This window comes from Brevundimonas sp. FG8, assembly GCF_057808845.1.
In genome coordinates this window covers 38,930-63,010 of sequence record NZ_JBMDIU010000012.1, presented here as the reverse complement: position 1 = coordinate 63,010, position 24,081 = coordinate 38,930, and the positions used below count along the sequence as shown (strand labels likewise).

The 24,081-nt window shown below is 68.0% G+C and carries 24 protein-coding genes and 1 tRNA gene; 12 read left to right on the top strand and 13 right to left on the bottom strand.

Annotation, left to right across the window (positions count from 1 at the left end; translation table 11 throughout):
- Nucleotides 1-5: 5 nt before the first annotated feature.
- The 4 genes from ACODRV_RS15500 to ACODRV_RS15485 form a co-directional block, all read right to left on the bottom strand.
- On the bottom strand, nucleotides 6-1,514 hold the full coding sequence (locus tag ACODRV_RS15500; protein WP_488908909.1) for a Ppx/GppA phosphatase family protein: 1,509 nt from the start codon (nucleotides 1,512-1,514) through the stop codon (nucleotides 6-8).
- Nucleotides 1,514-3,739, bottom strand: coding sequence for an RNA degradosome polyphosphate kinase (locus ACODRV_RS15495; RefSeq protein ID WP_141626973.1), 2,226 nt, complete (start codon nucleotides 3,737-3,739; stop codon nucleotides 1,514-1,516). The genes ACODRV_RS15500 and ACODRV_RS15495 overlap by 1 nt, the downstream gene beginning before the upstream one ends.
- 219 nt (nucleotides 3,740-3,958) lie before the next feature.
- Nucleotides 3,959-4,999 (bottom strand): RcnB family protein, encoded by a 1,041-nt coding sequence (locus ACODRV_RS15490; RefSeq protein ID WP_488908908.1) that lies wholly within the window; start codon nucleotides 4,997-4,999, stop codon nucleotides 3,959-3,961.
- A gap of 180 nt (nucleotides 5,000-5,179) precedes the next feature.
- A complete protein-coding gene (locus ACODRV_RS15485; protein ID WP_488908907.1) occupies nucleotides 5,180-5,791 on the bottom strand; it encodes an RcnB family protein in 612 nt (203 codons plus the stop codon).
- Nucleotides 5,792-5,944: 153 nt separating this feature from the next.
- Between ACODRV_RS15485 and ACODRV_RS15480 the strand changes: the two genes are divergently transcribed.
- Both ACODRV_RS15480 and ACODRV_RS15475 read left to right on the top strand, forming a co-directional pair.
- Entirely contained in the window at nucleotides 5,945-6,667 is a 723-nt protein-coding gene (locus tag ACODRV_RS15480; RefSeq protein ID WP_141626971.1) for a glutathione S-transferase family protein, read from the top strand.
- A 213-nt stretch (nucleotides 6,668-6,880) separates the two neighbouring features.
- On the top strand, nucleotides 6,881-7,186 hold the full coding sequence (locus tag ACODRV_RS15475; protein ID WP_141626970.1) for a sel1 repeat family protein: 306 nt from the start codon (nucleotides 6,881-6,883) through the stop codon (nucleotides 7,184-7,186).
- Nucleotides 7,187-7,255: 69 nt separating this feature from the next.
- On the opposite strand, the gene ACODRV_RS15470 is transcribed toward ACODRV_RS15475, so the two are convergent.
- Together ACODRV_RS15470 and ACODRV_RS15465 are read right to left on the bottom strand one after the other, a co-directional pair.
- A complete protein-coding gene (locus tag ACODRV_RS15470) occupies nucleotides 7,256-7,633 on the bottom strand; it encodes a four helix bundle protein (protein WP_141626969.1) in 378 nt (125 codons plus the stop codon).
- A 96-nt stretch (nucleotides 7,634-7,729) separates the two neighbouring features.
- Nucleotides 7,730-8,482: a polysaccharide biosynthesis/export family protein gene (locus tag ACODRV_RS15465; RefSeq protein ID WP_488908906.1), complete on the bottom strand. Its 753-nt coding sequence runs from the start codon at nucleotides 8,480-8,482 to the stop codon at nucleotides 7,730-7,732.
- Nucleotides 8,483-8,605: 123 nt separating this feature from the next.
- Here ACODRV_RS15465 and ACODRV_RS15460 point away from each other — a divergent pair, with 123 nt between their 5' ends.
- The 3 genes from ACODRV_RS15460 (at nucleotide 8,606) to ACODRV_RS15450 (ending at nucleotide 11,158) form a co-directional block, all read left to right on the top strand.
- The gene (locus tag ACODRV_RS15460; RefSeq protein ID WP_488908905.1) at nucleotides 8,606-10,051 is read left to right on the top strand and encodes a GumC family protein; all 1,446 of its coding nucleotides are present in this window, start codon (nucleotides 8,606-8,608) and stop codon (nucleotides 10,049-10,051) included.
- A 54-nt stretch (nucleotides 10,052-10,105) separates the two neighbouring features.
- Nucleotides 10,106-10,807 carry a CpsD/CapB family tyrosine-protein kinase gene (locus ACODRV_RS15455; RefSeq protein ID WP_141626966.1) on the top strand — a complete coding sequence of 234 codons (702 nt, stop codon included), beginning with the start codon at nucleotides 10,106-10,108 and terminating at the stop codon, nucleotides 10,805-10,807.
- A 78-nt stretch (nucleotides 10,808-10,885) separates the two neighbouring features.
- Complete coding sequence (locus tag ACODRV_RS15450; RefSeq protein WP_141626965.1) at nucleotides 10,886-11,158, top strand: hypothetical protein; 273 nt, start codon at nucleotides 10,886-10,888, stop codon at nucleotides 11,156-11,158.
- Between the two features lie 7 nt (nucleotides 11,159-11,165).
- On the opposite strand, the gene ACODRV_RS15445 is transcribed toward ACODRV_RS15450, so the two are convergent.
- From ACODRV_RS15445 to ACODRV_RS15430, 4 genes are read right to left on the bottom strand one after another with little or no spacing between them, the layout of a single operon-like run.
- Entirely contained in the window at nucleotides 11,166-12,110 is a 945-nt protein-coding gene (locus tag ACODRV_RS15445) for a glycosyltransferase (protein WP_488908904.1), read from the bottom strand.
- Nucleotides 12,110-13,051, bottom strand: coding sequence for a glycosyltransferase family 2 protein (locus ACODRV_RS15440; protein ID WP_488908903.1), 942 nt, complete (start codon nucleotides 13,049-13,051; stop codon nucleotides 12,110-12,112). The genes ACODRV_RS15445 and ACODRV_RS15440 overlap by 1 nt, the downstream gene beginning before the upstream one ends.
- Nucleotides 13,048-14,496, bottom strand: a complete 1,449-nt coding sequence (locus tag ACODRV_RS15435) for a lipopolysaccharide biosynthesis protein (RefSeq protein WP_488908902.1) — start codon at nucleotides 14,494-14,496, stop codon at nucleotides 13,048-13,050. The genes ACODRV_RS15440 and ACODRV_RS15435 overlap by 4 nt, the downstream gene beginning before the upstream one ends.
- A gap of 8 nt (nucleotides 14,497-14,504) precedes the next feature.
- Nucleotides 14,505-16,067 carry an exopolysaccharide biosynthesis polyprenyl glycosylphosphotransferase gene (locus ACODRV_RS15430; protein ID WP_488908901.1) on the bottom strand — a complete coding sequence of 521 codons (1,563 nt, stop codon included), beginning with the start codon at nucleotides 16,065-16,067 and terminating at the stop codon, nucleotides 14,505-14,507.
- A gap of 119 nt (nucleotides 16,068-16,186) precedes the next feature.
- Between ACODRV_RS15430 and ACODRV_RS15425 the strand changes: the two genes are divergently transcribed.
- A tRNA-Ser gene (locus tag ACODRV_RS15425) sits at nucleotides 16,187-16,278 on the top strand.
- An 84-nt stretch (nucleotides 16,279-16,362) separates the two neighbouring features.
- On the opposite strand, the gene ACODRV_RS15420 is transcribed toward ACODRV_RS15425, so the two are convergent.
- On the bottom strand, nucleotides 16,363-17,262 hold the full coding sequence (locus ACODRV_RS15420; RefSeq protein WP_488908900.1) for a LysR family transcriptional regulator: 900 nt from the start codon (nucleotides 17,260-17,262) through the stop codon (nucleotides 16,363-16,365).
- A 106-nt stretch (nucleotides 17,263-17,368) separates the two neighbouring features.
- Between ACODRV_RS15420 and bla the strand changes: the two genes are divergently transcribed.
- The 6 genes from bla to ACODRV_RS15390 all read left to right on the top strand — a co-directional run bounded on the left by bla (nucleotide 17,369) and on the right by ACODRV_RS15390 (nucleotide 22,948).
- On the top strand, nucleotides 17,369-18,310 hold the full coding sequence (gene bla, locus ACODRV_RS15415; RefSeq protein ID WP_488908899.1) for a subclass B3 metallo-beta-lactamase: 942 nt from the start codon (nucleotides 17,369-17,371) through the stop codon (nucleotides 18,308-18,310).
- Between the two features lie 87 nt (nucleotides 18,311-18,397).
- Nucleotides 18,398-18,961 carry a hypothetical protein gene (locus ACODRV_RS15410; protein ID WP_488908898.1) on the top strand — a complete coding sequence of 188 codons (564 nt, stop codon included), beginning with the start codon at nucleotides 18,398-18,400 and terminating at the stop codon, nucleotides 18,959-18,961.
- Nucleotides 18,962-19,065: 104 nt separating this feature from the next.
- Nucleotides 19,066-19,371, top strand: coding sequence for an SCP2 sterol-binding domain-containing protein (locus ACODRV_RS15405; RefSeq protein WP_141626957.1), 306 nt, complete (start codon nucleotides 19,066-19,068; stop codon nucleotides 19,369-19,371).
- Nucleotides 19,372-19,450: 79 nt separating this feature from the next.
- On the top strand, nucleotides 19,451-20,653 hold the full coding sequence (locus ACODRV_RS15400) for an acyl-CoA dehydrogenase family protein (RefSeq protein ID WP_141626956.1): 1,203 nt from the start codon (nucleotides 19,451-19,453) through the stop codon (nucleotides 20,651-20,653).
- Nucleotides 20,654-20,704: 51 nt separating this feature from the next.
- The gene (locus tag ACODRV_RS15395) at nucleotides 20,705-22,594 is read left to right on the top strand and encodes an ABCB family ABC transporter ATP-binding protein/permease (protein ID WP_488908897.1); all 1,890 of its coding nucleotides are present in this window, start codon (nucleotides 20,705-20,707) and stop codon (nucleotides 22,592-22,594) included.
- A gap of 81 nt (nucleotides 22,595-22,675) precedes the next feature.
- On the top strand, nucleotides 22,676-22,948 hold the full coding sequence (locus ACODRV_RS15390) for a hypothetical protein (RefSeq protein ID WP_488908896.1): 273 nt from the start codon (nucleotides 22,676-22,678) through the stop codon (nucleotides 22,946-22,948).
- Nucleotides 22,949-22,969: 21 nt separating this feature from the next.
- Here the strand turns inward: ACODRV_RS15390 and ACODRV_RS15385 are convergent, their stop codons facing one another.
- A complete protein-coding gene (locus ACODRV_RS15385) occupies nucleotides 22,970-23,446 on the bottom strand; it encodes a chemotaxis protein CheE (RefSeq protein ID WP_141626954.1) in 477 nt (158 codons plus the stop codon).
- Nucleotides 23,443-24,024 carry a response regulator gene (locus tag ACODRV_RS15380; RefSeq protein WP_488908895.1) on the bottom strand — a complete coding sequence of 194 codons (582 nt, stop codon included), beginning with the start codon at nucleotides 24,022-24,024 and terminating at the stop codon, nucleotides 23,443-23,445. The genes ACODRV_RS15385 and ACODRV_RS15380 overlap by 4 nt, the downstream gene beginning before the upstream one ends.
- Nucleotides 24,025-24,081 lie beyond the last annotated feature (57 nt).

Below are 24,081 nucleotides of genomic sequence, written 5' to 3'. Positions count from 1 at the left end.
CGGGTTCAGTCCCGCCCCTCGATCTGCAGCTTCAGGCCCATGACCTCGGCCAGCGCCTTGCCCCGGCGACGGGTCTGTTCGCCCAACAGGACGTCGGCATAGCCCTCTGATGCGGTGAGCAGCAGGGCGCCGTCCTGAACCGTGGCGCGGGCGTTGACCAGCAGTTGGGGCGAACGGCCGGACATGTCGCAGGCGAGGCGTATGGCCAGGCCGACGGCGCGGGCGCTCTGACGCTGTTCCTCGGTCAGGAGGCGGGCGACGGTGACGGGCTCCGGCGTCGCGGACGGACCGCCGTAGCGGGCGTTGACCGCACAGGCCAGCCAGGCGCGCTCGGCATGGGTCTGGCCCGGGACGGGCGCGCGCAGGACCTGATCGAAGGCCAGTTCGACCCGGTGGTCCGGATGCAGGCGCGCGCCGAGATCGGCCAGACCGCAGGCGGCGTCGGCGAGCACGGCGTCCCGCTCGGGGCTGAAGGCGGGTTTCACCGATTCCAGCAGGGGCGCGATCCAGCCGCGCAGGGCGCCGGGCAGGGTGGGGGAGATGCCCTGACGGGCGCCGAGGGCCGTGGAGCCGGCCAGCAACGGATCATCCGTGGCGATCTGGGCGTCCAGCGCCTCGTACAACAGGCCCTCGCGCACGCCCCAGGCCGACAGGACGATGGACTTCAGGCCCAGCCGGTCGATCAGTCCCTCCAGCACGAGGGCGGCGTGGGGCAGGGTCTCTGCCCGCTTCTTCGACAGGCCCGGCCACTTCTCCAGCGAGGCCTTCGACTGGCGGGCGATCAGGCGGGCGGTCTCGCGGGCCTCGTCGGCGGTGAGGCGGTACTGGTGGACGACATGCAGCGGGTAGCCGCTGACGTCCATGTGCACCTGCGCCAGCGTCCGCCATGCCCCGCCGACGGCGTAGAGGGTGTCGGCGCTGAAGTCGGCGGCGGGTTTGAGCCGCTTCGCGATGGCGGCGCGGTGACGGTCCGGATCGAAGCCGCGCGGATCGGTCAGGGCGAAGGGGCCCAGCGGCAGGGTGATCCCGCGCTCCACCCGCCCCGCGCCCAGGCGGATCAGTTCGAGGCTGGAGCCGCCGAGATCGGCGGCCACGCCGTCCGCGTCGGGAATGCCGGCCAGAACGCCGAGGGCGGCGTAGCGGGCCTCTTCCTCGCCGGAGAGGATGCGGATCCTGAGCCCGGTCTCGGCCGCGACGGTGTCGCAGAAGGCCTGACCGTCCGAGGCCTCGCGCACGGCGGCGGTGGCGGCGACGAAGGTGTGGGCGGGCTTTACACCGTCGATGACGGCGGCGAAGCGTTTGAGGGCGATCAGGGCCTGCGCCGCGCCCTCGACTGACAGCTTGCCGGTGGCGGACAGGTCGCGACCGAGACCGGCCAGCACCTTTTCGTTGAACACCGTCCAGATCGCCCGGCCTTCGAGCCGGTAGAGGACCAGACGCACCGAGTTGGAGCCGATGTCGATGGCGGCGACGTCACGGGGTTCGCCGATGGCCGAAAACAGGGCCTCGGGCATCAACGCTTCTTCCGCTCGGGGCGGTCGTAGCTGAGGTGCGCGGGCAGGGTCTTCACCTTGCGGCCACGGCCCGAGAGGCTGGGGTTGGTCATGAAATACTTGTGCGCCGAGAAGGGCCGTTCGGGATCGACCGGCGTCACGCGCACATATGTGCCGTCCGGCGTGAGGGTCCAGCTCTGGGCGTCATCTTTCAGGTTGGCGACCATGATCTGGTCCAGCACCTGATCATGGACGGTGGCGTTGCGGACCGGGGTCATCAGCTCGACCCGGCGATCCAGATTGCGCGGCATCCAGTCGGCGGAGGAGATGAACAGCTTCGCCTTGTCATTGGGCAGATCGCGGCCGTTGGCGAAGGCCACGATGCGGCTGTGCTCCAGGAAGCGCCCGACGATGGACTTGACCCGGATGTTCTCGCTGAGACCCTCGACGCCGGGGCGCAGGCAGCAGATGCCGCGGATGACCAGCTCGATGCGCACGCCCCACTGGCTGGCGCGGTACAGGGCGTCGATGATCTCAGGATCGACGAGGGCGTTCATCTTGGCCCAGATGGCCGCCGGCTTGCCCATGGCGGCCGCCGACATCTCCTTCGAGATCAGGTCGATCAGCGTCTTCTTCATGTTGAGCGGCGAGACGACAAGCGCCTCCAGCTCGTCCGGCTGGGCGTAGCCGGTGATGTAGTTGAAGACCCGCGAGGCGTCGCGCGCCATGACGGGGTCGCTGCTGAAAAGGCTGAGGTCGGTGTAAACCTTGGCGGTCACCGGGTGATAGTTGCCGGTGCCGAAGTGGCAGTAGGTCTTCAGGCCGTCGCCTTCGCGCCTGACGACGACGCTGAGCTTTGCGTGGGTCTTCCACTCCACGAAGCCGAAGACGACGTGGACTCCGGCGCGCTCCATGGTGCGGGCCCATTTCAGGTTCGCCTCTTCATCGAAGCGCGCCTTGATCTCGACCAGGGCGGTGACGTTCTTGCCGTTTTCGGCCGCCTCGATCAGGGCGGCGACGATGGGGCTGTCCTTGGACGTCCGGTACAGGGTCTGCTTGATCGCCAGCACGTTCGGGTCGCGGGCGGCCTGACGCAGGAACTGGACCACCACGTCGAAGCTCTCGAACGGGTGGTGGATCAGCATGTCCTTCTCGCGGACGGCGGCGAAGATGTCGCCGCCGTTGTCGCGGACCCGCTCGGGGTAGCGGGGCTCATAACCCTTGAACTTCAGCTCCGGATGGCCGCCGGGGATCAGTTCGGACACCTGGGCCAGACCCAGCATGCCGTCGATCAGAACCGTGTCCTGCGGCGCGGCGTTCAGTTCGTCCGTGATGAAGGTGCGCAGGTCGTCCGGCATGGACGCCTCGATCTTGATGCGCACGACCGAGCCGAGACGACGCTGTTTAAGCGCTTCCTCGAACTCCATGACCAGATCCTCGGCCTCTTCCTCGATTTCGATGTCGCTGTCGCGGATCAGGCGGAAGACGCCGCGCTCCAGCACGTCGCAGCCGGGGAACAGATGGTCGATAAAGAGCATCAGCAGGCTCTCCAGCGTCACAAAACGCTGGCGGCCGGGCGTGGAGCGGCCGTCGGTGGCCAGGGGCCAGAAGCGCTTCACCTGGGTCGGGACCGGCACCAGGGCATAGAGGGTGCGGCGGTCCGAGCGGCGCTTCAGCTTCAGCGCGAGCGAGAAGCCCAGGTTGGGCAGGAAGGGGAAGGGGTGCGCCGGATCGATCGCCATCGGCGTGAGCACGGCGAACAACTGGTTCAGGAACTCCGGCTCCAGCCGCTCCCGCTCGGTCTTGGTGATCTTCGCGGCGTCGACGACCTCGATCCCGGCGGCGGCGAGTTCCTTGCGCAGTTCGCGCCAGCGGCTCTGTTGCTCCGTCATCAGGACGCCGGCGGCGATATTGACCTGCTCCAGCGCCTCGGCGGGCGTCAGACCGTCCGGCGAGACGACGCGGACGCGTTCGCGCACCTGTCCTTTCAGGCCCGCCACGCGGGTCATGAAGAACTCATCCAGATTGTTGGCCGAGATGGACAGGAAGCGCAGGCGTTCCAGCAGCGGGTGGCCCGGATTGGCGGCTTCCTCAAGCACGCGGCCGTTAAAGGCCAGCCACGAGGTCTCGCGATTGAAGAACCGCGAGGGCGACGCCATCAGCTCTTCCGAAAGACGAAGCTGCGGTGCGCGCGAGGACGGAACCTCCTCGCCGGTGGTGGTGTCGCTGATCGCCGTGTCGCTCATGCACCGGTTCTGACGCGGCGCGGGGTTCGCTGCAACCGTCGGCGCGTGACAGTTTGGGCTGGGGGAGTGATTGGTGGTTGGTGATTGGCCGGCGGTATGGGATGGCGCGGTCCGCACCACCCTTCCGCGGTCAGTGAAGCGGTGGCCACAATCACCAATCACCGTCCACGCGCGAACGCCGGCGGCCCTGGAGCCGCCGGCGCCGCTATGCCCGGACGCTTACCAGCGCCAGGCGTCGTAGATGACGTCGATGATGTACCCGTCGTACTCGTCAATCAGGTAGATGTGGTTGTCGACCAGCACCCAGCGCGTGCCTTCGGGCGGATAGCCCAGGCCGTAGGTGCGCCAGTCGTTCAACTGATAGCGCCAGAAGATTGAAGGCAGGTAGTCGCCGACATACCAGCGCTGGTTCCAGTACGAGCGGGGCACGCTGTAGTAGCCGTGGCCCGGCGCGAAATAGAAGCCGATCCGGACGCCGCGATAGTCGCGCCAGCGACGGTCGCTCCGCCACCAGTCCCGCCCGTGGTTGCGGTTCCAGTCACGGCGCCACTGGTCGCCGTTGAATCGGCGGCGGAAGTCGTCACGGGTGCGATCCCGGTCACGACCCCGATCCCAGCCGCCATTCGGGCGGTCACGATCCCGGTCACGATCCCGGTCACGGCCACCGCCGTTGTTGGGACGATCCCGATCCCGGTCGCGGTCCCATCCGCCATTCTGGCCGCCGTTGGGACGATCCCGATCCCATCCGCCGTTGGGGCGGTCAGGACGGTTCGGTTGGCCGGGCCGGTCACGGTCCGGCCGGTCGGGGCGATCCGGGCGGTTCGGCGTATCAGGACGTCCCGGCTGTTGCGGGCGGTCTGGACGGCCGGGACGATCCGGTTGTTGGGGGCGATCCGGACGCGGTTGTTGCGGCCGGTCGGGGCGGTCCGGCCGATCCGGACGGGGCTGTTGCGGACGATCAGGCCGATCCGGACGGTCAGGCCGCGGTTGTTGCGGCCGGTCAGGTTGCTGCGGTCGATCCGGACGCGGTTGCCGGGGGCGGTCGGGACGTTCCGGGCGGTCTTCGCGCGGTTGCGGAGCCGGGCGTTCGCGGCGCGGCTCGGGCGCGGAGTCGGTCTGGGGCGCGGTCCGTTGCTGGTCGCCGGATTGGCGATCACCACCACGACGGAACGGGGTGTCCTGGGCCGCGGCGGCGACCGGGGCGACCAAAGGCGCCATCAGGGCCGAGATGGTCACGGCGACCATAAGTGAGCGTTTCATTCTCGTTCGTTTCTCCGCACGCCCCTGTCAGGCGGCTTGATCCCACGGTCGCGCCCTCATGCTGAACGGTGACTGAACGAACGACGTCGTCACATTAAGCTTCGGTCCTGGAAAGCGCCCACGAAAAACGCCCCGCGGACGAATCCACGGGGCGTCGTTCAGGCGATGTGCGTTCCGGGTCTAGAAGACGTCGTACAGCACGCTGGCGATCAGGCCGGAGGCGATGGCGATCAGCACGATGTCATTGCCGGCATGGACGTAGCGATAGCCGCGCGGGGCCGGACGCAGATTGTACACATACGGGTCACGCACATAGTAGCCGCGATAGGCCGACGGCAGGTAGCCGCCGCGCTGCCAGCGATAGCCGTAGTAGCGCGGCTCGACGCGGTAGTAGCCGTAGTTGGGCGCGTACCAATAGCCGTTGCGGGCGCCACGATAGTCGCGGAAATCGCTGCGGCCACGCCACCAGTTGCGGCTGCCGCGCTCCCAACGCCGGTCACTGCGGTAGTCGCGACGATCATCCCGGCGCTCGGCGCGATAATCGCGCCGGTCGTCCCGGCGGTCCTGACGATAATCCTGCCGGTTGTCGTAATCGCCCTGACGCCAGTCGCGGCGATCATCGCGTCGTTCGCGGCGATAGTCCTGACGGTCGTCCCGACGATCCTGGCGATAGTCGCGACGATCGTCACGGCGTTCCTGGCGGTCGCCGCGGTTCTGGGCCTGGGCGGCGAGCGGAGCGGCGGTGGTCGCCAGCGCCAGCCCGACAATCGCGGCCTTTGTGAAACGGTTCATCTTCGGTCTCCATGCGGGACCCGCGTTGAGCCGGTCCGTTGGAGGGAAGGTCGTTCCTCCCGCATGAACTGCTTCTGAACATTCCTGTCAGGTTCAACGTTGCGCGCGCGAGGCCGGGCGCCCACCTCGACCGTAACCGACACAGGAGCCGTCATGACCGTCCGCCCGATCGAACTCTGGTACTGGCCCACGCCGAATGGCTGGAAGGTGTCCATCGCGCTGGAGGAGATGGGGCTGCCCTATGAATTGAAGCCGGTGAACATCGGCGCGGGCGAACAGTTCGAGCCGGCTTTCCAGCGGATCAGTCCGAACGGACGGATGCCGGCCATTGTCGATCCTGACGGGCCGGATGGCCTGCCGCTGTCGATCTTCGAGTCCGGAGCGATCCTGCAATACCTCGGCGCGAAGTCGGGCAAATTCTATCCGCATGATCTGCGCGGCAAGGCCGAGGTGGACCAATGGCTGTTCTGGCAGGTGGGCGGCCTTGGGCCGATGGCGGGGCAGACCCATCACTTCCGACAGTATGCGCCGGCCCTGATCCGCGACCAACGCCAGATCGCCTACGGTGTTCGCCGTTATACCGACGAGACACACCGTCTGTATGGCGTGCTGGACCGACGGCTGGCGGACCGGGACTATCTGGCCGGAGAATACTCCATCGCTGACATGGCCGCCTGGCCTTGGATCCTGCCGGAACTGCAGGGGCAGAACATCGACGAGTTTCCGAACCTGAAGGCCTGGCTGGCTCGGGTGGGCGAACGACCGGCGGTGCAGCGGGGCAGGGCGCTGGGCGATGAGCTGCGCAAGAACCTCGCGGCGTCCGGCAAGGATGCGGAGGCGGCCCGCAAGCTCCTGTTCGGCCAGCGCGCGCGGTAACCCTGTGTAAGGGTTCCGGTGACGACTCGTTAGGGCCTCTGAATCAGGGATTATCGAGAGATTTCAGAGGTCTTTACGCGGCGCAGAAAGTAGGTCCGATTTCGCTTAAAAGCCCTTCGGACCCCCTTGCTGTTAACTCTGTGTTCAAACCGCGGGTATTTCACTCGGGTCACAGGACGGGGCCAGAACGGCCTCAGAACCGGAGACACGGTGATGATCGCGCAAGAAACGGCGCCGGAAATGATGGTCGAGGATGCGGCGCTGCCGCTGCCGACCGCGGACATGAGCGGGGACGACCTGTTCCGTCTGGGCATGATGTACTCCACGGGCCAGAACGGTTGCCCGATGGACCGCGTGTCGGCCCACATGATCTTCAACCTCGCCGCCATGAAGGGCAGCATCGAAGCGCGCGTCTATCGCCGCGAGATGAGCCAGGAGATGGAGCGGGAGGAAATCTCGGAAGCCCAGAAGGCGGCCCGCCGGTATATCGACGCTGGCGTGGTGCGGCTGGCGGCTTGATCTGTGCTCGCTACGACTGATCACCGGGATCACCAGTGGTTAGTGCATAGTGATTAGTGGATGGCTGGATCAGCCGTCGGCGCGCTTCTTCAGTGATGTAGAGAGCGCGACCAGCATACGGTTGATGTCCGATGACGCCAATAAAAGCGCTCGGGCGTCGGCTCTGGAGAGGTAGGACAGCCTCTCCGCCAGCAGCAGTTGGGTTTCGGCCTCGGCCAGAGAGCCCTTGGCGATGCCCAGAAACTGAATGAATTCTCCAGTGCTCCGTCTGGCTGAACCTTCAGCGATATTCGAGGCAATCGAGACGGCGGCGCGCCGGACCTGACTGATCAGCCCGAAGCGTTCGTCGCGAGGCCAATGAGCCGTCGCTTCGTAGATCGCCTCCGCCCAGTCGAGCGACTGCCGCCAGACAGACAGATCACGATAGCTGGCGATGCCTTGAGCCATGAGTGCGAACCGTTGCGGCTGCGATCCACTCGCCACTAACCAATAATCACTTCGGCGCACAACTTTTGGGGTTCTGGCGACGCCGTCTGTCGAGCCCTAGAAGCTCTGATACTGCCCGCCCAGCGCATACGTGAACCCGACCGGGAGAGCGTTGCGGAACTGGGTGACGAAGTTGGCGACCTCACCCAAGGTTGAGCGCGGGACGAAGAGAATGTCGCCGCGACGCAAGGCGATCACTTCCCCCCGACGCGGGCGCAGATCGGCGGCGCGCATCATGCGCACGCCGCCGCGACCCCGACGGATCAGGGCGACCTCGCCCTGTTTGGCCGTCGGCAGGAAGTCGCCCGCCTGGATAATGGCCTGATAGGCGTCCAGATCGCCGGTCATCTCGATCATGCCGGGGGTGCGGACCTCGCCCCCGACCCAGACGCGGATCGGTCCGGCGGTCTTCAGTGTCACCTCGACCATCGGACGACGCAGCTGGCTGGCGTAGGCTGCGGAGGCGTCGGCCTCAAGTTCGGCGATGGTGCGGTCCGCCGCCATGAGCTGGCCGACCAGAGGCAGGGAGACCCGCCCGTCCGGTCCGATCCGCTGGGTGCGGGTCAGCTCGGTGGCGGTCGGGGTGGCGATCTCGATCTCGTCGCCGGGGTACAGGACATATTCCGGTTCGTCGTCCGACCAGTCGGCGAAGCCGATCTCCGGGAACGAGCGGCGGCCGACTGACTGCACCCGGTTCGGAGCGCGGGACTGGCCGGGCAGGGGAGCCGCGCCGGAGGCTCCGCCGCAAGCCGCGAGCGCGCCGGCGCCGCCGATAAGGCCGAGCAGCAACAGGCGACGGTCGATGGACATGGCGGAATCGCTCCCGAAAGCGGCGTTGACGGCAAGGTGAGGGCTTATGGGTAACCCATGGTTAACGCGGGTGGGCGAAGGCTGAGGCTCAACAGTCCCGTTTGATGGAATCACTCCGTTCGCATGCGCACGACGGCCTATACGACAGTCCGGCCGCGCTACGGCTTCGCTGACATTGTCGGCCTGCTGTTCCGCGAGCTGTTGCTGATGATCGTCATCTTCCTGGCCGTGTTCGCCATCGGCGCGGCGGCGGTTCTGACCCTCAAGAAGACCTACACCGCGACCTCCAGCGTCTACGCGGGCGCAGGGCAGGAGTATGTGTATCAGCCTCGCGTGGGCGTGACCGACCGGACGGCCCAGCCGCTGGAAGCGTCCGCGGTGGCGCAGGCTGAAGCGCAGATCCTCGGTAGTCTGGAAGTGAAGCGCCGCGCTGTGCAGGCTCTGGGCGCCGACGTCATTCTGGGGCCGGACGCCAAGGGGACGACGACGGAGAAGGAACTGGCCGCGCTGAAGGCGCTGGACGCCGGGCTGGGCGTCGGCACGACTCCGGCCAGCGCCATCATCTCCGTGTCCTATGAGGCCGGCGATCCCGAGCGCGCCGCCCGCATCCTGAACGCCGTGGTCGACCAGTACCTGATCCAGCGCCGCAACGTCTTCCGCGACCGCGCCAGCCCGGCCTTCACCGCCCAGCGCGAGGCGTTCGAGAACGAGCTGGCGACCGCCGATAACGCCTATGAGGCCTTCCTGCGGTCGAATGACATCGGCGATTTCGCGACCTCCAAGGCGACGCTTGCGGCGACCTACCAGACCACCTTCGCCGAGACCCTGTCGGTCCGGGCGCAGCTGAATCAGGCGACGCAACGCCTGCGGACCCTGGAGACCCAATTGGCGCGGCAGCCGTCCGAGGTGGTGTTGCAGCAAGACCTGAACGTTTCGGCGCAGGACCAGATCCTGACCCTGCGGACAGAGCGCGAGAACCTGCTGGCCCGCTATACCGAGGACGCCCAGCCGGTGCGCGACATCGACCAGCGCATCGCCCAGCTTCAGGCCTATGTGGCGACGGGAACGACCGTCGGCGCCAAGGAGGTCCGCACAGGCCCCAGCACCATCTTCACCGAGATCGAGACGACCCGGATCAACGCCGCCGCCGACCGGGATGCCCTGGCGGCCCGTCTGGCGGTGCTGGAGGGTCAGCTCAACACCCTGCGTCAGCGTCAGGCCCATCTGACCCAGCTGGAATCGACCAATTCGACGCTGGCGGGCAACCGCGAGGTGCTGACGGCCAAGGTTCGCGAGTTCCAGCAGCGGGAGACCGAGGCCCGAGCCGACAGCGCCCTGGTGGCCGCCGGCGCCGACAATGTCACCGTCATCGCCCGCGCGGAGGCCCCGACCCGGGGCAAGAGCCTGAAGCTCCCGCTGCTGGCGGCGGTCTTCCTGTTCGCCGGTTTCACCGCCCTGTGCGTCGGCCTGCTGCGCGTGTTCACCCAGCGTGGCTTCGTGACGCCGGCGTCGACCGGCCGCACGCTGGAGATGCCGGTTCTCGCCGTTGCCCCGATGAAGGGACGATGAGCCTGACCCGCCCCGTGTTAGCGTTCGGGTTCAGGACAGGCGCGTAACGATTCGATGGTCGATCTGACGTCCGAAATGGCGGCCCTTTGGGCGGCGCTGGGACCAGCGCCGGGCCATCGTGGTCGCGTGATCCAGATCGCCGCCGCCAACAGCGGCGAGGGCGTGTCCACCGTCGCGCGCGAGTACGCCCGGCTCGCCGCCGTCCGCGCACGCCGCCCCGTCTGGCTGGTGGACGCCGATCTGGCGCAGCAGGGGCAGGTCGAGGCCATGGCCTCCGAGCCGGATCGCTTCGGTCGCCCGGGCAAGGCGGCCATGGCGACGCCGGACGGCTCGATCTTTTTCGCCGTCACCCCGCGCATCACCGACCGCGAGGGCAAGCCGGTGCATCCGGCCCGGCTGGTCACGGCGCGGCCCTTCCTCGGCGGACGGTTGTGGGGCACGCGTTTCGCGGGCGAGCATCTGCGCTCGGGCCAGCGGGCCGAGGTCCTGGCGGACGCGCGCTATTGGGACGCCCTGCGTCGTCATGCCGATACGGTGGTGATCGACGCCCCGGCCGGGGATCGCAGCGACACGGCCATCACCCTGGCCCCCTTCGTGGACGCGACCGTGCTGGTCGTGGCGGCAGGCAGCACCTCGGCGAACGAGCCGCTGATCCTGCGCGACGAGATCGAGGCCGTCGGCGGGAAAATCGCAGGCGTTGTGGTCAACCGCTCGACCTACAGGGCGCCCGCCTTCCTGCGCCGCTTGACGGGTTGACGCAGCCGGAAAGCAGCGACCTTGACGGGTTCCGGGTTTGAGCCTCTTCTGACACTGTCATTTCAAGGGAGGCCCGCCGTGCGTCGTACTCTTTTCGCCGTGACTGCTTCCGCCGGACTGCTGGCTCTCGGGGCTTGCGGCACCTTGGGTGAGCGCTCGACCGTCGCCCAACTTCAGGAGCGCTGCGATCGCCGCGGCGGCGACCTTGTCGAGGGTGGTTCGGCGGCTGAAGGCGGGTATCGCTGTGTGGGCGTGACCGTCAACATGGCCGACCGCGACGCATCTCGTGGGCGCAGCCAGGCGCGCGGCCAGCTGAGCCAGGCTGTCGACCGTGGCCTGCGCGGCTATTGACGGTGGATCACGCCCCGCCTGACCGGTTCAGGCGAGCGACCTCGGCGGCGCCGTAGAAGCGGGGCTCGAAGCCCCGCATCCAGAACAGCTTGCCGATCCCGCGCGCGGTGCGATCATACATCCGCGCGCGCTTCGGACTGTTGATCAGGGTCAGGACGGCGGAGACGGCTCCCCAGACCACGGCCTGTCCGGCGCCGATGACCATCCAGCGGACGACGCCCGACCAGTCGCGGGCGGCGGCGGCGGTCTGACTGGGGCCCTGACCGTAGGCGAAGGCGCGGGTGAGGGCGTAGTTCAGGGTGGCGCGATGGGCGGGGGCGAACTCCTCGACCCATGCATCCGCGGCCCAGCCGAAGCGCCCGCCGCGCGCCGCCAGCGCCGAGAACAGAATGTCGTCCTCGCCTCCGGTGTGATCCGCCGAGGCGCTGAACGGCGCCGGACCGGGCAGGGCGGTCGCGCGCACCAGAAGGGAGTTCCCGCATCCCCACGGACGATCGACCAGCCCCGTTTCGGCCGGCCCCTCGCGACCGAAGAAGCGTTCAAGATACGGCTTCAGCCAGTCCTGCGCCCCGGGTGCGCGTCCGGTGATGGGGCCGAAGACGGCGTCGGCGCCCGTCTGCACCTGCGCCGCGAGCAGGGCCGCCAGCCAGCCGGGTGAAGCGGCCTCGTCATCATCCAGAAAGGCGATCAGCGAGGCATCCGTCGCGACCAGCCCGGCGTTTCGGGCGCGCGCCACGCCGGGTGTGGGCTCGGAGACATAGACCAGCGGCCAGGGGCTTTGCGCCCGAAGTTCGTCAACCGTTGATCCCGCTGAGGCCGCGGGGTCGTTGTCGACCACGATCACCGCCGAAACCCGGTTGGAGACGTTCTCCTGCGCGAAGACCGAACGAAGAGCCCGGGTCAGGCTCTCGGGCCGTCTGAGGGTCGGGATAATAACGGCGACGTCGCCCATCAGATCGCGTCCGCATACAGGGCCGCGCGATACAGGCGCAGGGAGAAGGCGCGGGCCGCGACCGGCAGCAGGCTGTTCCCCGCCGCGCCTTTCAGAGTGCGCTGGAGCAGCGGCAGGCCCGGCAGGCGCTTCAGCAGCTTCGCCGCCTTGTAGCTGGGGTAGGCGGCGACGATCTCCGGATGGCGTTCGGCCATGCGGGCGAAATTCGGGGCCGATTGCTCATATTTGCGAGCCAGGGCGTCGACGGTGTCGAGCCCCATATGGGTGGCGGCGTTGTCCAGATGCACGACGCGGAAGCGGCGTGAGACCCGCATGGCCCATTCGACATCCTCCCAGCCCCAGCCGGTGAAGCCGGGATCGAAGGTCTCGGCCTCGAACACATCGCGGCGGACCAGCAGGTTGGAGGTGTAGACGTATTTCTCGGGCTGTTTGGCGCGCTCGGCACAGGGCACGCACTCGGATTTGGCGGCCATGGCGCGATGGACGCTGAATTTCGCATCCGTCGGCGCCTGGAGCAGGGAGAAGCCGCCGAAGGCGACAGCGGGGGCGTCCCGGGCCACCAGATCGGTCCAGTCGCGCAGGAAGCGGCCGTGGTCGGGGCGCATGTCACTGTCGAGGAACAGCAGGCTGTCGCCGCGCGCCGCCGAGGCCAGCCGGTTACGACCGATGGATCGGCCCTCATTGGCGGGCAGGGTGATCAGGCGGATCGGCAGGGCCATGGCCTTCACCTGCGCCACCAGACGGGCGGTCAGATCGGCGTCGGCGGTGCCGTCATCAAGCACGATAAGCTCGACCGCGCCGTCAACGGAGACGGCTTCCTGATCCAGCGCCCGCAGCAGATCCGAGGGATCGTCGCGCAGGAACGGGATCAGGACCGAAATGGAGGGCGTCGCCGCCTTCCACGCGGTGTTGTCGTTCACCTTGGCTCTGGCGGTGGTCATGCGGCGGCCTTCCGCACTCGACGGCGCTCCAGCAGGCGCAGGGCCACGTCGCGGACGCCGGCGGCGTTGATGGTCAGGGCGACGGCGGCATAGACGATCACGCCCACGCCCGCGGCCAGGATGAGCTCCACGATCCCGCCCAGCGGCGGCACCAGCGAGACCATAGCGGCCATGATAGCTGTGGCGACGCCGCAGCGGATCAGGCTTTCCCACGGCACAGGCAGCGGCAGGACCCGGCGACCCAGCGCCATGGTGGCCAGCAGGCCCAGACCGAAGCTGGCCGCGGTCGCCCAGGCGGCGCCCATGACGCCGAACCGGGGCACGAGGATCAGGTTCAGGATGACGTTGGCGCCTGCCGGAATGGCCATGGCCGCCAGCAGGTTCTTCGTCTTGCGACCGAGGGTGAAGGCCTGACCGAAATAGTAGGCCGTCAGGCCGTAGAGGAGGGCTGAAAGGGCGATCCACGGGGTGATCGAGGCGGCCGCGACCCGCAGGTTCTCGCCGATCAGCACCTCGGCCAGCGGGCGGGCGACCAGCGCCACCCCGGCGGCGGCGGGCAGGCCGACCAGCAGGAAGGTGGACAGTTGTTCGCGCGCGGCGATGTTCAGCCGCTCCTTGCCCCCGCGCTCCAGCGCCATGACCAGCGCGGGCTGGCCGGCGGACCCCAGCCACAGGAACAGCACGTCCAGCGTCCGGTTCGCGATCGAGTATCCCGCGTGATAGGCGCCGACCGCGGCCTCATCCATGAAGGCGGCCAGCAGGAAGCGGTCGGTGGACGACAGCACGACCGTCAGGGCCAGCGACATGGCGATGGGGTAGCCGTACAGGGCGTAGCTGCGCATCCGCCCGGGCTCGAACCGGCCGTCCCGCGCCTGTTTCAGTTCGCCCGGCAGGACGAAGGGCAGGGCCAGAAGCGGCGCGAGGCCGAGCCCCAGCAGGGGCGCCGCGCCGCCCGCGCCCGCGAGGGCGAAGCCGACGCCGATCAGCAGGCCGCCGATGGACACCGCCATGTCAAAACCCGCCGCCTTTCGCACCTCGCCCGCCGCGCGGAACCGCTCCTGCCCCAGCTTCATCAGGCAGCGGGCCGGTGCGCCGGCCAGACCCACGGCGAGTGCGATCTTGAACAGCAGGTCCGTCGGCCACAGCCACAGGCCGATCCCGATGACGATCAGGAAGACGACGCTGAGCGCGAAGGCGGTGCGGTAGAGGCTGGCGAAATGGCCGTTCAGCGAGGCGCCGCTCTGGGCGGCCCAGAAACGGGCCATGGAGGCTTCGAGCCAGCTGAACACCGCGACATGGGCCAGCGTCATGACCGAGAAGGCCAGCGCATAGCGCCCGAAGTCCTCGGGGCTGAGCAGGCGGGTGAACAGGACGATGGTCAGGAAGCCGACCACGCCCTGAACGATATTGGCGGGCAGGTAGCCCCAGACGCCTTTCCAGAACATCTGGCCGATCACCGGACCGCGGCGCGGTCGCCCAGAAGGACGGGCACGGTCACGGCCATGATCCACAGATCCATCCACAGGCTCTGGCGCTCCACATAGTCGATGTCGAGCTGGACCCGGCGACGCACGTCCTGCGCGGTGTGCAGGGGACCGCGCGAGCCGTTGACGGCGGCCCAGCCGGTCATGCCGGGCTTGATGCGGTGGCGGTGGGCGTATTCGGCGACCAGACGCGCGCTCTCGACGTGGCCGGTCTTCATGCCGATGGCGTGGGGACGCGGGCCGACCAGCGACATCTCGCCGGTGATGACGTTCAGCAGTTGAGGCAGTTCGTCCAGGCTGGTCTTGCGGATGAATTTGCCGATGCGCGTGATGCGGTCGTCGTCATGGGTGACCTGACGGCTGGCGGTCGCGTCGGCCGTCTCCTGACGCATCGACCGGAACTTCCACACGATGATCTCTTCCTGATTGAAGCCGTGGCGGCGCTGACGGAAGAAGATCGGGCCCGGGCTGTCCAGACGGACGGCCAGCGCGATCAGTCCCATGACAGGGGCGAGGGCGATCAGGGCGATCAGGGCGATGATCAGATCCTGCAGGCGCTTGTTGAAGGCGCGGCGATCCGGGTCGGTCGCCCCCTGGATGTCCGCCAGCGGCGCGGCGGCCAGGCGGTCCAGCGCCGAGGCGGTCTCGCGGTCGCCGTCCGGCTCGACCAGCAGGGTGACCTCGTTCGGCAAGGCCCCGAGCCGTGAGGTCAGTTCGCGCACGCGGGCTTCCGCGCGCGGATCAATCGCCAGCACCACGCGGTCGACGTAGGGCGTCATCTTGTGGGTCAACAGGTCGTCCGCCGTGCCCAGCACCGGCACGCCTTCGATGGCGTTCGGACTGCGGGCCAGACGGTCGTCGAAGATGCCCAGCACGTTCAGGTCGCGACGCTTCAACGCCTCGCGGATAAGGGCCTCGGCGTGACGGGTGGCGCCGACCAGCACGATATTGGGCGTCAGGGCGCCCGAGGCCCGCCAGCGGGCGACCATGGCGCACCAGGTCAGGTGCAGGGCCATCAGGGCGGCGAAGGTCAGGCCGGCCCAGACCAGCCAGGCGCTCCACTGGGCGGCCTCGCCGGGGCGAAGCAGAACGCCGGTGACGATGGCCACGACCGCGCCGACCGCGCAGACGCCGGCCACGGAGGCCATGTGGGTCGCCGTGTCCTGTCCGCGTGAGAATCGGTAGCGGCCCAGCGACCTCAGCAGCGACAGGGGGGTCAGGGCGCCGAGAACGAAGGGGGCCACGCGCGAAACCTCGACGTGGATCAGCGCGTCAGAGGCCGCGGCCCAGGCGCACAGGAGGGTGAGACCGGTCACCGTCAGCACATCGAAAGCCCGGAAATAGTGGGCGGCGAGACGCGAGGCGTGACGCTGGCGCGCGTTCAGCCAGACTTCCGGACGGAAGGGACCGCGCCGGGCCGCGCCGCCGGACTTGGCGCTGACCGGCTTGGCGACACGCTTCGCCGCGTCCCGAACAGCGGCGTTGCGCGGCGGGGCGTCGTGGCTGGAAAGGCGGCTCGCGGCGTCGGTCATCAGGCCCGGATGAAGAGTTCGGGAGCATCTTGCACAACCGGACTGACCGTCCAGTTAACGCCGTGACGCCGATCACCCGTTGCGCCGCCCGAAATGCTCGGCTAAGCACGCCGCCTGCCGGAGACGTGGCCGAGTGGCTGAAGGCAACGGTTTGCTAAATCGTCGTACCCTGTAAGGGGTACCGAGGGTTCGAATCCCTCCGTCTCCGCCAGAACCTTCCCACATCGATTTCGACATACTCCCGTCCGGCGTGGCCTACGCCCCGGCGGCTCTCGTCGTCCGTCCTCCAGCGGGATCAGCGGCGTGCGGGGCGGATCGATCCGGCTTCTCTCCCGGCTTCACGCCCCAGCCATTGCCGGAAGGTCGCCATGGCCGCACTGTCCGGGCGGGAGTTCAGCCGGGTCAGCCAGTAGGCGCCGAGAGTGACCTCCGCCTCAAACGGGCGGACCAGGCGCTCCGCCGCCAGATCGCGTGTGAACATGGCGGCGGGGGCGAGGGCGATGCCGAAGCCCGAGGCCGCCGTCGCGGTCGTCAGCACAGAGTTGTCGAAAACCGGACCGCGCAGGGGCGGGCAGGGCGCGCCCGCTTCCTCGAACCATCGGATCCACTCATCGGCGCGGTAGGAGCGCAAGAGTGTCTCGCCGATCAGGGAGGCGGGACTGGTCAGGCGCGCGGCGACGGCCGGCGCGCAAAGCGGTGTCAGAGGCGCGCTCACGATCGGTTCGGCATGGGTCCCGTGCCAGGCGCCGTCGCCGTAGCGAATGGCCAGATCAAGCCCTTCGCCGGCCAGATCGACGCGGTTGTTGTTGGTCATGACCCGCAGGTCGATGTGCGGATGTTCGCGGTTGAAGGCCTCCAGTCGGGGGAGCAGCCAGCCCCCCGCGAAGGCGCCGACAACGCCGACGGTCAACACCTCCTGCAGCCGTCCTCCCGCATAGCGGTCCAGCGTGGCGCCGACCCGGTCGAAGGCGTCCGCCAGCACGGGAACCAAAGCCTGCCCCTCGTCCGTCAGGGCCAGACCGCGGGGCAGGCGACGGAACAGGGTGACGCCCAAGCGGCGTTCCAGCTGCGCCACCTGATGGCTGACCGCGCCCTGGCTGACACAGAGTTCGATGGCGGCGCGGGTGAAGTTCAGATGCCGTGCAGCGGCTTCGAAGGCGCGCAGGGCGTTGAGGGGGAGTTGGGCGCGATCCATGATCAAGGCATGAGATCAGTTCATGGCTTTGTCCAGATATGATGGTTTGTGCGGGCGCCTGTCGCCGCTCATCCTCGCCCGCAATCCCCCATCCACGGAGTGAGTGATGAGACGAGTCCCTGGCCTGTTCGGCGCGGCGCTGGTGGTTTTGACGGCGGGCTGCGCCAATGCTGAACCCGAGCATCAGGAGCCTGCGGCGCAGGTCCGCCCCGACCCCGCCCATGATCCGCTGCTGCAGCCCATCGCCCCGGAATACGCCCGGCAGTGGCTGGGCGTGGAGGCGCCGATCAAGGTCTACGGCAATACGTGGTTTGTGGGCTTCTCGGGCCTGAGCATGGCCGTGATCTCGACGTCGGAGGGGCTGGTTCTGATCGACGGGGCGCTGCCGCAGGCCGTGGGCGCGGTTGAGGACAACATTCGCCGCCTCGGCTTCCGGATCGAGGACGTGAAGTACATCCTCAGCACCGAGCCGCACTATGATCACGCCGGGGGGCTGGCCGCCCTGGCGCGGGATACGGGTGCGACCGTGGTCGCCAGCCCGGAAGCCGCCGAGGTCCTGCGTCGCGGACGCAGTGGCGCGGATGACCCCCAGGCGGCCTGGCTTGAGCCCTTCCCGGGCGTCGAGCGGGTGCGGGCGCTCCGGGACGGTGAAGTTCTGAGGCTCGGGGATGTGGAGATCACGGCGCGCGCCACGCCGGGTCATACCCCCGGCAGCATGAGCTGGAGCTGGCGATCATGCGAGGGCGAGGACTGCAAGGCGGTGGTCTTCGGCTCCAGCCTGAACCCGATCGCGGCGGACGGCTACCGGTTCTCGGATCCGGCGAACCGGGCGCTGCTGGACGGGTTCCGCGGGACCTTTGCGTCGTTGCGCGCCATGCCGTGCGACATCCTGCTAACAGCCCACCCCGGCCAGTCGGACGGAGATACGCGGATGGCGCAACTGCGTCAGGGCGTGACGCCTAACCCATTCATCGACCCGACAGCCTGCCGGGCCTATGCGGACAAATATGAGGCGCTGCTGGACCGCCGACTGGAGCGGGAGCGGTAGCGGCGCGGTCGCGACTAGAACAAACGGGAGCGGCGCGAACCAAAGTCGGTTCGTATCGTTTCTGCCCCGCCTGTATGGAGTGGCGCCATGATCCCCGATCCCGTTTCCACTTCGCCCCGGTTTCGTGTCCAGCCCTGGATGGTCGGCGCGGGGGTGGGGCTTTTGGCTGTGGGGGGGCTGACCTTCGCGGTCCTGCGTGACGCCTCGGCGGGCGGCGTCCTTGGCGGTGAGCAGATGCAGGTCGAGGTGGTGGCGCCGGTCGAGCCCGAGGTGCAACCGGGCGAGACCATGGACGTGGGCGCCCTCGTCGACGGCTACACCCATGTCGCCCTTCCCGCGCAGGCGACCGGGGACGAGGTCCATGTCGCTGACTATGAGACGCCTTGGGTCGAGCCTCTGCCGCCGGTGCGCGAGGCGTCCCGTGTCGCCTGGCGCGGTGATGTGATCGAGCCGGAGGCCCCTGCGCGCGTCGAGGTCACCCGATCCGACGGCGGCCGCTTCGGTTTTGATGCGCCGGGGCCCGATTATGCGGCCGAGCGTCGCGCCCGGCAGGAGCGCCTGGACCAGATGCAGGCCGATCGGGCCGCCACAGTTCACCCCGGAACCCCCGTCCCCGGCGCGGATCTGGACCGCGAGTCAGCGTTCTACTGACATTCATGCAAGCAGATGGCGGGAACTTGACCCGGCGTGATCTTGGCAGCCGCCTTCGAGCGGTCTAGGTCGGAGCCTCAACCGTCCCTTAGGGAGAGACGCAAATGGTCGATCTGGCTCAAGTCACCGAACACATCCGCGGCGCCGTTGGCGACAACTCCGGTCTGGGCAAGACCGTGAAGCTCGACCTGGGCGATGTCGGCAAGATCTTCATCGACGGCGCTTCGTCGCCGAACACCGTGACCAACGAAGACAAGCCGGCCGACGCGACCGTTTCGATCAGCTGGGATGACTTCATGGCCCTGTCGGAAGGCAAGCTGGATCCGATGATGGCCTTCATGCAGGGCAAGCTGAAGATCGCCGGCGACATGATGATCGCCCAGAAGCTGGCCCCGCTGCTGAAGCGCTGAGCTTGAAAACGACGATCTGATTTTTGCGGCGCGGTCCCGGAAGAGGGCCGCGCCGTTTTCGTACCTGAGGAGGACGACCATGGATTTCCGTCACAGCGACAAGGGACTGCACTGGCAGGAGCGCGTGCAGCGCTTCATGGATGAGAAGGTGCTTCCGCGCTCGGCGGAATACTGGGCCGAGGTGAAAGCGGATCACACCGTCCAGCCCAGGGCCATGGAAGAGATGAAGGCCCAGGCCAGGGAAGCGGGCCTCTGGAACATGTTCCTGCCGGGCGATCACGGCGCGGGCCTGACCAACCTCGAATACGCCCCGCTGGCCGAGATCATGGGCCGTCATCTGTGGACGGCCGAGGTGTTCAACTGCAACGCCCCGGACACCGGCAACATGGAAGTCCTGCACATGTACGGCAACGCCGAACAGCAGGCGCAGTGGCTGAAGCCGCTGATGAACGGCGACATCCGCTCGGCCTTCCTGATGACCGAGCCCGCGGTGGCCTCTTCGGACGCCACCAATATCGAAACCCGCATCGAGCGCGACGGCGATCACTACGTCATCAACGGCCGCAAATGGTGGTCGACCAACATGGCGCACCCCAATGTCGCCATCGCCATCGTGATGGGCAAGACGGACACGGGCGCGGCGACGCACCAACAGCAGTCGCAGATCCTGGTGCCCACCAATACGCCCGGCTTCCGCGTCGAGCGGATGCTGTCGGTGTTCGGCTATGACGAGCGCCCGATCGGCCACGCGGAGGTCGTGCTCGACAACGTCCGGGTGCCGGTCTCGAACCTGATCGCAGGTGAGGGCAGGGGCTTCGAGATCGCCCAGGGCCGTCTCGGGCCGGGCCGCATCCACCACTGCATGCGCACCATAGGCGCCGCAGAGCGCGCGCTGGACCTGATGGTCGAACGTCTGCTCAGCCGCACGGCCTTCAAGAAGAAGATCGCCGAGCACTCGGTGTGGGAGCAGCGTGTCGCCGAGGCGCGCATCAACATCGAGATGTGCCGCCTGTCGGTGCTCAAGGCCGCCTGGATGATCGATCAGGCCGGCGCCAAGAACGCCAAGTCCGAGATCGCCCAGATCAAGGTCGCCGCGCCGCGCATGGCCCTGAAGATCATCGATGACGCCATTCAGGCGTTCGGCGGCGCGGGCGTGTCGGGCGACTTCCCGCTGGCCGAGCTGTACGCGGGTGTCCGCACCCTGCGTCTGGCTGACGGCCCGGACGAGGTCCACAACCGGACCATCGCCAAGCTGGAATACGCCAAGCACGGCGGTCGCTGAGCGTTCTCTCTTCCGCCCGGCCCCTGACGGGGCCATATGGCGGGGATGGCGATGAGAGGTGAACGCGGGGCCGGGCGACGGCAGGGATCGGAAGCAAAGGCGGCGCAAGCCGGGCTGACAACCCCCACCGACGGCCCGCCGACGCTCCAGGCGCTGGCCGACCTGCTACGGCTGGTCGGCCGCTCCAATGCGCCGCAGCTGAAACTGCGTCTGGTCGCCGCCATCGGAATGACGCTGGCCGGCAAGGGGCTGGGCGTTATGGCGCCGCTGGTGCTGGGGGCGGCGGTCAACCATCTGGCGGCGGGGCAGGGGACGGAGGTCGCCGTCGGTCTCGGCTTCGCGGCCTTTGCGCTGGGGTGGGCCATCGTCCGGTTGCTGTCGGCCGTCGCGCCGAATGCTTCGGACGTGGTCTTCGCACCGGTTCGATCCGCGGCCCAGCGCACGGCGGCGACCGAGACGTTCGGCCACGCCCTCAGTCTGTCGTTGGACTTTCATCAGACCAAGCGGTCGGGTTCCCTGTCCCGGACCATGGATCGCGGCTCGAGGGCGGTGGATTTCCTGCTGCGCATTCTCGCCTTCAACCTGATCCCCACCGGTGTCGAACTGGTGCTGGCCGCGGGCGTGCTGGCGGGCAAGTACGACTGGCGCTTCGGGGCGGTGGCGGTCGCCGTGGTGGCCATCTACGCCGTGTCGACCTTCGCCCTGTCCAACTGGCGGATCGAGCACCGCCGGATCATGAACGCCGCCGACACCCAGGCGGCCGGGGTCTCGGTCGACGCCCTGCTGAACTATGAGACGGTCAAGTCCTTCGGCGCCGAAGCGCGCGCCGCGCGGAGCTACGACGCGGCCCTCGGCGACTACACGCGCGCGGCCTTGAAGGCGAACAGCTCGCTCGCCCTTCTGAACGTGATCCAGGCCGTGATCATGAATGTCGGCCTCGGTGTCATGGCGGTCATGGCGGGGTTCGAAGCCGCCGCCGGCCGCATGGGACCGGGCGATGTCACCGCCGCCGTCCTGATCATGATCAGCCTGTATGCGCCACTGAACATTCTGGGCTTCGCCTATCGCGAAATTCGCCAGTCCTTCATCGACATGGAGGAGATGTTGAAGGTCACCCGTCAGGTGCCGCAGGTCGCTGACGCCGCTGATGCGGCGCCGCTGGATCGCGCCGCCGGGGTGAACGGCGCCGCCCTGACGTTCGAGCACGTCGGCTTCCGCCACGACGCCCGCGCCAACGGGCTGGAGAACGTCAGCTTCCACGCCGCTCCGGGCACGACCACGGCGCTGGTCGGGCCGTCCGGTTCGGGCAAGTCCACGATCGTCAAGCTGGCCCTGCGCTTGATTGACCCACAGGAGGGTCGGGTGCTGGTGGACGGCGTCGATGCGCGGGCGGTGACGCAGGAAAGCCTGCGCGCGGCGGTGGCTCTGGTCCCGCAGGACGTGGCCCTGTTCAACGACACGCTGCGCGCCAACATCGGCTTCGCACGCCCCGACGCGGACGAGGCGGCCATCTGGGCGGCGGCTGAGGCGGCCGAGTTGGCGGAGTTCATCGGCCAGTTGCCGGACGGTCTGAACACCGTTGTCGGCGAGCGGGGACTTAAGCTGTCCGGCGGTGAGCGCCAGCGTGTCGGCATCGCGCGGGCCCTGCTCGCCGATCCCTGCATCCTGATCCTGGATGAGGCCACCAGCGCGCTGGACAGTCGCACCGAGACCGCCATTCAGAAGACCTTGCGCAAGGCCCGCGCCGGGCGGACCACGCTGGTGGTGGCGCACCGGCTGTCCACCATCGCTGATGCGGACCAGATATTGGTGCTGAAGGCCGGTCGGATCGTGGAACGGGGCGCGCACCACGAGTTGGTCGCCCGTCAGGGCGGCGAGTATGCCGCCCTTTGGCGCAAGCAGACCCGGGGCGCGCGGGTCAAAGCCGGGCTGGAGGCCTGATTTCCCCACACAAGTTTTTGTGTCTTGAGGTTGAGCGGGTCTCGTTCAGTGTTCTTTTGGTTGTGAACACTGGAGGATGCAATGAAGAGACGCGTTTCCGTCAAGATGGCGGCCATGTCCGCTGTCGCCCTGGCCGCCTCGGCCGTCGCCGGCCCCAGCGCCGCCATGCTGGACGTGCCGTTCTATAACTACACCTACTTCAGCGATGCGACCTACACGACGGTGGTCGGCTACGAGATCGGGACCTGCTTCAACGGCCAGGCGGCTGTGCAGCAGATGGTCGGCACGGGCAGCGCCTATGTCATTCAGGAGCGCGCCGGCGTGTGTCGGGGCGATCTGACGATCTACGAATAAGGGGCAGGGCCGGGAGCCGGTTCAGCCCGGCTGCGCCAGCTTCCGGTCCACCATCTGCTCAAGTCCCTCGCGCACCTTTTTACGGGCGTCGGCGTCTTCCGGCAGCGCGAGCAGGAGTTGCAGCGACCGGGCGTAGATCGGCACGACACGCCAATCGAACGGGCGTTCCGCCGTGGTCGCGTCGATCAGGTCGCACAGGCCAACCGCGACCGCACAGACGTCATCCATTCCGAACGGCCCTGCGGCGTCGATCACGCCGTTCGCGACGTGATAGGCCCGAACCAGCGCGGTCTGGGTCTCTGCGACGTCTGCCGTGTCGGTCGGCGCGAGAGCCGCCAGTTCGGCGATGCGATCCGCCACCTCGGCCGCGCTGCGGGGTTTCAGGGCGTCCATATTGGCCCGGGCCTGCGTCAGTGCGGCGCCGACGCTGAAGCCGCCGGCCTGATCAATGATCTTCGACAGACGGGACTTGCGGCGTGAATGGGTGATGACAGTCATGCGGCCCCCCCGGCATTGGTCTGAGCAGCCGCCTGTTCGGCGTCCAGCTTCATCCGGCGGAGCACATCGGCTCGCCGTTCCTCCAACGGCGGCTTGCCCTCGCGGAAGCGGCGGTCGGGACCGAAATAGTCGCCGACCTCCAGGAAGGGGCGGGTGTCGCGCGCGACGAAGATGATCCGCTCCAGCAGGGTTGCGGCGCTGAAGGGCTTGGTAATCACGAAATTCGCTCCGCAGTCGCGGGCTTCGGCGACACGGGATCGGCGGATGTGGCTGGCGGTCATGATGACGGGGGTGAAGGCGTTCGGATCCAGCCCGGACCGGCGCAGCCAGCGCACCAGTGCATAGCCGTCCATTTCGGGCATTTCGGTATCGACCACCAGCAGATCAACAGGGTGATCCTTGAGGATTTCCATAGCTTCAATGCCGCTATGGCAAGCGTAACGGGTCTTGATGCCGAAGCCGAGCAGGGCGCTGGCGGTGATGTCGAGCCCGAACGGCGAATCGTCCACGACCATGGTCACGGCGCCGGTGAGATTGATCACCGCGCTCTCGCGCAGCCCGTCCAGCCCCTGACTCATCGCTACTCCACACGCCCCCGACCCGACTCGCGTATCGCCGGGCGCAGAATGCTTCGC

Bases quoted from the DNA above. Each gene is read 5' to 3' on its own strand.
- ACODRV_RS15395 (WP_488908897.1), top strand. From the start codon at position 20,705: ATGAGAGGTGAACGCGGGGCCGGGCGACGGCAGGGATCGGAAGCAAAG.
- ACODRV_RS15475 (WP_141626970.1), top strand. From the start codon at position 6,881: ATGATCGCGCAAGAAACGGCGCCGGAAATGATGGTCGAGGATGCGGCG.
- ACODRV_RS15380 (WP_488908895.1), bottom strand. From the start codon at position 24,024: ATGAGTCAGGGGCTGGACGGGCTGCGCGAGAGCGCGGTGATCAATCTC.
- ACODRV_RS15445 (WP_488908904.1), bottom strand. From the start codon at position 12,110: ATGGGCGACGTCGCCGTTATTATCCCGACCCTCAGACGGCCCGAGAGC.
- ACODRV_RS15405 (WP_141626957.1), top strand. From the start codon at position 19,066: ATGGTCGATCTGGCTCAAGTCACCGAACACATCCGCGGCGCCGTTGGC.
- ACODRV_RS15460 (WP_488908905.1), top strand. From the start codon at position 8,606: ATGCGCACGACGGCCTATACGACAGTCCGGCCGCGCTACGGCTTCGCT.
- ACODRV_RS15490 (WP_488908908.1), bottom strand. From the start codon at position 4,999: ATGAAACGCTCACTTATGGTCGCCGTGACCATCTCGGCCCTGATGGCG.
- ACODRV_RS15385 (WP_141626954.1), bottom strand. From the start codon at position 23,446: ATGACTGTCATCACCCATTCACGCCGCAAGTCCCGTCTGTCGAAGATC.
- ACODRV_RS15495 (WP_141626973.1), bottom strand. From the start codon at position 3,739: ATGAGCGACACGGCGATCAGCGACACCACCACCGGCGAGGAGGTTCCG.
- bla (WP_488908899.1), top strand. From the start codon at position 17,369: ATGAGACGAGTCCCTGGCCTGTTCGGCGCGGCGCTGGTGGTTTTGACG.
- ACODRV_RS15440 (WP_488908903.1), bottom strand. From the start codon at position 13,051: ATGACCACCGCCAGAGCCAAGGTGAACGACAACACCGCGTGGAAGGCG.
- ACODRV_RS15400 (WP_141626956.1), top strand. From the start codon at position 19,451: ATGGATTTCCGTCACAGCGACAAGGGACTGCACTGGCAGGAGCGCGTG.
- ACODRV_RS15465 (WP_488908906.1), bottom strand. From the start codon at position 8,482: ATGTCCATCGACCGTCGCCTGTTGCTGCTCGGCCTTATCGGCGGCGCC.
- ACODRV_RS15480 (WP_141626971.1), top strand. From the start codon at position 5,945: ATGACCGTCCGCCCGATCGAACTCTGGTACTGGCCCACGCCGAATGGC.
- ACODRV_RS15485 (WP_488908907.1), bottom strand. From the start codon at position 5,791: ATGAACCGTTTCACAAAGGCCGCGATTGTCGGGCTGGCGCTGGCGACC.
- ACODRV_RS15500 (WP_488908909.1), bottom strand. From the start codon at position 1,514: ATGCCCGAGGCCCTGTTTTCGGCCATCGGCGAACCCCGTGACGTCGCC.
- ACODRV_RS15420 (WP_488908900.1), bottom strand. From the start codon at position 17,262: ATGGATCGCGCCCAACTCCCCCTCAACGCCCTGCGCGCCTTCGAAGCC.
- ACODRV_RS15435 (WP_488908902.1), bottom strand. From the start codon at position 14,496: ATGTTCTGGAAAGGCGTCTGGGGCTACCTGCCCGCCAATATCGTTCAG.
- ACODRV_RS15430 (WP_488908901.1), bottom strand. From the start codon at position 16,067: ATGACCGACGCCGCGAGCCGCCTTTCCAGCCACGACGCCCCGCCGCGC.
- ACODRV_RS15410 (WP_488908898.1), top strand. From the start codon at position 18,398: ATGATCCCCGATCCCGTTTCCACTTCGCCCCGGTTTCGTGTCCAGCCC.
- ACODRV_RS15470 (WP_141626969.1), bottom strand. From the start codon at position 7,633: ATGGCTCAAGGCATCGCCAGCTATCGTGATCTGTCTGTCTGGCGGCAG.
- ACODRV_RS15455 (WP_141626966.1), top strand. From the start codon at position 10,106: ATGGTCGATCTGACGTCCGAAATGGCGGCCCTTTGGGCGGCGCTGGGA.
- ACODRV_RS15390 (WP_488908896.1), top strand. From the start codon at position 22,676: ATGAAGAGACGCGTTTCCGTCAAGATGGCGGCCATGTCCGCTGTCGCC.